Origin of the sequence: Polynucleobacter sp. 31A-FELB (assembly GCF_018882405.1) — a bacterium.
Taxonomy (GTDB): domain Bacteria; phylum Pseudomonadota; class Gammaproteobacteria; order Burkholderiales; family Burkholderiaceae; genus Polynucleobacter.
This window is the reverse complement of the sequence record NZ_JACVOO010000035.1, coordinates 1-3101: the sequence shown is the minus strand read 5'-3', so window position 1 is coordinate 3101 and position 3101 is coordinate 1. Positions and strand designations below refer to the sequence as shown.

At 46.5% G+C, this 3101-nt stretch carries 4 protein-coding genes; 1 reads left to right on the top strand and 3 read right to left on the bottom strand.

The features are described from left to right. Nucleotides 1-191: 191 nt before the first annotated feature. The 3 genes from ICN30_RS11700 to ICN30_RS11475 are packed head-to-tail and all read right to left on the bottom strand — an operon-like array spanning nucleotide 192 to nucleotide 3017. A complete protein-coding gene (locus tag ICN30_RS11700; protein ID WP_255533239.1) occupies nucleotides 192-710 on the bottom strand; it encodes a TIGR02450 family Trp-rich protein in 519 nt (172 codons plus the stop codon). A 45-nt stretch (nucleotides 711-755) separates the two neighbouring features. Next, nucleotides 756-2339: a rhodanese homology domain-containing protein gene (locus tag ICN30_RS11480; protein WP_216275773.1), complete on the bottom strand. Its 1584-nt coding sequence runs from the start codon at nucleotides 2337-2339 to the stop codon at nucleotides 756-758. A gap of 36 nt (nucleotides 2340-2375) precedes the next feature. Then, complete coding sequence (locus ICN30_RS11475; RefSeq protein ID WP_370626655.1) at nucleotides 2376-3017, bottom strand: Bug family tripartite tricarboxylate transporter substrate binding protein; 642 nt, start codon at nucleotides 3015-3017, stop codon at nucleotides 2376-2378. A 24-nt stretch (nucleotides 3018-3041) separates the two neighbouring features. Between ICN30_RS11475 and ICN30_RS11825 the strand changes: the two genes are divergently transcribed. After that, the coding region (locus tag ICN30_RS11825) for a transposase (RefSeq protein ID WP_370623727.1) at nucleotides 3042-3101 on the top strand (60 nt) is incomplete at its 3' end.

Genomic DNA, 3101 nt, shown 5'->3' with positions numbered 1-3101 from the left:
ATTGTTTTAGACCGCATTCATCGCTGGGGGATCTCCCACCAGCGATGTTTGCAAAGTCATTTTGTAGTTCAACCACACCGCCCGATTTTCTGGCTCAGAGCTGACCGGTTTGTGGGAGGAGGTCAAAACAAAACCCCCTTGGTTGGACATAACGTCCAACTTTTGGGGGTCAGTTCAGTAGGGTGGCTTTTTTATACCCAGCCCTGAAGCCAGATGTCGGTATCTTTTAGATCGCGCCAGGGAATTAGCTCTGTCTTCTTATCAAATACCGCCTCGATTTCAACAAACTCAATTGCACTCTCAGGAAGCTCTGGGAGAATGACCTTGCTCACTAGAAAATGCTTTCGTTTCTGAATGGGTTTGACTGCCGTCCATTTGGTGAGAAGCAGTTTCTTGGGGTTGAGTGAGTTTTGTTCTCTAGAGGGCATTGCACTGAAATTCATTTGTGCTGCTGATGAGTTTTCCTGAGTCAGGGGTGAAGCTGTAGATCGAGTCTTTAGTCTGGCGGGACACTTTAAATCAAAGTAACTCACAGGGCCTAAACTACCGCAGTAGTCGTATTGCCGATCCTGAAACAGCATCTGGGCTTTTTTGAGCACCATGGCCGACTTTGATCCAGAGCTATCCACACATGACCAAGTGGTATAGGTTTCTCTTTCACAGGCCATAAGACCTATAGACAGCATTACAAGGGCAATTTTTTTATACATAAACATTCTAAGTTGGTGGCACTAATGCAGCGCCACCAATATGGATTAAAGCACCCAGAAGTGATGGGTGCCATCTTTGCCCAGCTGCTCTACCAAGCCATACTCCCAATCTAGATAGGCCTGCATTGCTGCTGGATCTACGCTAGTTCCTTCATAAGGTCGCTTGTAACGATCTAATGGCGGAGATGCTAAATGAGTGGGGCCTTTTTCAATATCAAGGCCAGCATCAATCCAGGCTTTATTGCCACCGGACAATACCAGCACCTCTGATGTTGTTAGCGCTTGTATTTCAGGTGCGGCAAATACAGCAAGCTCACCAGTAGTGCTAGTGAGTACGTAGCGATTGGCTTTTGGTAATTGCTCTAAGGCCTTCGAGAATTGCGAGCGAAGTGCAAACCAGCTACCTGGAATATGCCCCTTCACATAATTGGCATGCGTACTGAGGTCTATGCAAATAGTGTCCTTGTCGCTTTGTAACCATTCTGCAGCTGTCTTGGCATCAACCGTTTGAATCTGAGGTGCTGCTGGAAGTGGGGCAATCCAAGCGCCTTTTTCGGTGAGATCTGAAGCTTTGATGTCATCGATAACGTAAACATCCCAAGCCATCTGAGCAAGCCATGAGGCAGGCATATTGGCTCTCACTCCACTAGGATCTGACAAAACAATACGGGCGCCACGAACAGGGGCAACCATTTCTGTCTCTTGTACTAATTGGCCGCCAGGAGTGGAGCGAAATCCAGGAAGGTGTCCAGCTTCGTATTCTTCGGGGGTTCTGGTATCAAAGAAATAGGTCGTACGCTCAGTTTGGGATTTCCATTTCTCGATATCGGCAAGCTTTACTCGTTTTACTCCGGCTTGATCGGCAACACTACGTGCACGGTCAGCTGCTTCTAAGGCAGTGCTTTCACTTACCTCTTTAAATTTGCGGCTTTGCCCCTTATCCAGCTCTTGACCAGCTAGGGTCCAGCCAATCGTGCCGTTGCGTAAGGCATTTACTTCATTCGGGATACCTGCATTAATCAGGGATTGGGTGCCGATGATGCTTCTCGTCCGTCCTGCACAGTTCACGATGATTTTGGTCTTTGGGTTTGGTGCCAACTCAGGAACGCGCAAGACCAACTCAGCGCCGGGGACGCTGATGCCGGTAGGGATACTCATAGTTTGATATTCATCAAAGCGACGAACATCAACTACCACCACATCCTCCTTGTCATCAATTAATTTCTTTACTTCTTGCGCAGATAAGGAGGGCGTATGTCTTTTGGATTCCACAAACTCACCAAAAGATTTACTTGGCACGTTCACATCTTTAAATACTTCACCACCAGCAGCTATCCAGGCTTTAACTCCCCCCTCAAATACAGCAACATCAACATAACCGAGCGCAGAAAGTCTTTCTGCTGCCAGTTGAGCATCTCCTTGACCATCGTCTAAGGTGACAATTGGCACATCTTTTCTGGGGAGCTTGCTAAGTGCATCGACCTCAATGCGAGAGAGTGGAAAATTGGCTGCAAATAAAGGATGCTCCTGCGCATGCGGGTCTTCCTCACGAACATCCAAAAGCGCAATCTCCTCCTTTTTGAGCAGCCTATTTCTAACAAATGCGTAATCTTGTTTTTTTATCGACATAAATTCTCTTCTTTATATTTTTTATTGATCTATGTATTAATCTAACTTAGCGTTGGATTTTTTAACTACTTCACCCCAGCGAATAATCTCTTGGTTGATGTAGTTGGCCAATTCAGGGCGGCTCATTTTCGGAGCTGTAGCACCCATAGCTGCCCAACGTTCTTTGATATCAGGCGAGGCGAGGGCAGTCTGCACTTCGGCACTCATCTTGTCGACGATATCTTTAGGCGTTCCTTTGATGGCCCACATCGCATACCAGCTATAAACCACAAAGTCTTTAATGCCCAGCTCTTGTGCGGTTGGTACGTTAGGGAAAGCGTCCACACGTTTTTGTGTTGCTACTGCAACAGCAATCAACTGGCCGTTTTTAATGAAGGGAGCTGCACCAGCGAGGGTGTCAAACATCATGTCCACTTGACCTGCTACCAAATCCTGCAGAGCTGGGCCAGTACCACGATAGGGGATGTGGGTAATGAACAGCTTGTTTTGCATCTTAAATAATTCACCAGTCAAATGCTGGGATGTGCCGTTACCAGTTGATGCATAGTTGTACTTTCCTGGATTCTTACGAATTTCTTCAATGATCGACTTCAGATCATTCTTCGGAAACTTGCTTGGGTTGACTACGATGACATGGGGTGAATCGCTACCACTTCTATAGACACTTTCTAGCCTAATATTTAGTCTATTAGGAGGTGTGTCATGAGTACAAGAAGACGGTTTACTGAAGAGTTCAAGTTAGAGGCAGTCAAACAGGTAGTT